This window comes from Inquilinus sp. OTU3971, from assembly GCF_038440215.1.
This window is the reverse complement of the sequence record NZ_JASATH010000409.1, coordinates 1-1,582: the sequence shown is the minus strand read 5'-3', so window position 1 is coordinate 1,582 and position 1,582 is coordinate 1. Positions and strand designations below refer to the sequence as shown.

The following is a 1,582-nucleotide window of genomic DNA, read 5'->3' as shown; positions in this document are numbered from 1 at the left end:
AACGAGACCAACGCCCATCCGCATGCGACCGACCGGGTCGCGATCGTGCACAACGGCATCATCGAGAATTTCCGCGAGCTGCGGCGCGAGCTCGAGGGCCTCGGCCATGTCTTCGCCACCGAGACCGATTCCGAGATCGTCGCCCATCTGGTCAGCCATTACCTCGACCGGCAGATGGCGCCGCGCGAGGCCAGCGCCGCGGCGCTGAAGCGGCTGGAGGGCGCCTTCGCGCTGGCCTTCCTGTTCAACGGCGAGGAGGACCTGCTGGTCGTCGCCCGCCGCGGCTCGCCGCTGGCCATCGGCTTCGGCGACGGCGAGATGTATGTCGGCTCCGACGCCCTGGCGATCGGCGCGTGGACCGACCGGATCTGCTATCTCGACGAGGGCGACTGGGCGGTGATCGCCCGCTCGGGGGTCGAGATCTACGACGCCCAGGACCAGTCGGTCGAACGGCCGGTGAAGCCGATCGCCACCACCGGCGCGCTGATCGGCAAGGGCGATTTCCGGCACCACATGCTGAAGGAGATCTACGAGCAGCCGGCGGTGGTGGGCGACACGCTGCGCACCATGCTGGACCCGGCCACCCGGGCGGTGGTGCTGCCGGCGCTGCCCTTCGACTTCGCCCAAGTGCCGCGCGCCACCATCGTCGCCTGCGGCACCGCCTTCTATGCCGGCATGGTGGCGAAATACTGGTTCGAGACCGTGGCCCGGCTGCCGGTCGAGATCGACATCGCCTCGGAGTTCCGCTACCGCGAGGCGCCGCTGCCCGAGGGCGGCCTGGCCATCTTCGTCTCCCAGTCGGGCGAGACCGCGGACACGCTGGCGGCCTTGCGCTACGCCCGGTCGCAGGGCCAGCGCATCCTGTCGATCGTCAACGTGCCGGACAGCTCGATCGCGCGCGAGAGCGACGCGGTGATCCAGACCCTGGCCGGGCCGGAGATCGGCGTCGCCTCGACCAAGGCCTTCACCACCCAGCTGACCGTGCTGGCCTGCCTGGCCGTCGCCGCGGCCCGGGCCCGCGGCGCCATCGACGCCAGGCGGGAGGCGGCGCTGTCCACCGCCCTGACCGAGGTGCCGGGCCGGCTGGCCGACGTCTTGAACCACGACGCCACGATCCGCGACCTGGCCCACCAGGTGGCGCTGGCGCGCGACGTGCTGTATCTCGGCCGCGGCCTGTCCTACCCGCTGGCGCTGGAGGGCGCGCTGAAGCTGAAGGAGATCAGCTACATCCATGCCGAGGGCTACGCCGCCGGCGAGATGAAGCACGGGCCGATCGCGCTGATCGACGACAAGGTGCCGGTGATCGTGCTGGCGCCGCGCGACCCGGTGTTCGACAAGACCGTGTCGAATGTGCAGGAGGTGATGGCCCGCGGCGGCAAGGTGATCTTCTTCTCCGACCGCGACGGCATCGAGAGACTGGGGCCGGGGCCGGTGGCGGCGATCGACCTGCCGGCCGTCGATCCCTTCGTCGCGCCGATCCTCTACGCCGTGCCGGTGCAGCTCCTGGCCTATCACACCGCCGTGGCCAAGGGCACCGATGTCGACCAGCCCCGCAACCTGGCCAAGAGCGTCACCGTGGAGT

General features: G+C 70.5%; 1 protein-coding gene. It reads left to right on the top strand.

What is annotated here, in order from left to right:
* On the top strand, positions 1–1,582 hold a 1,582-nt coding region (gene glmS, locus AAHM41_RS40140), incomplete at both ends, for a glutamine--fructose-6-phosphate transaminase (isomerizing) (RefSeq protein ID WP_342242246.1).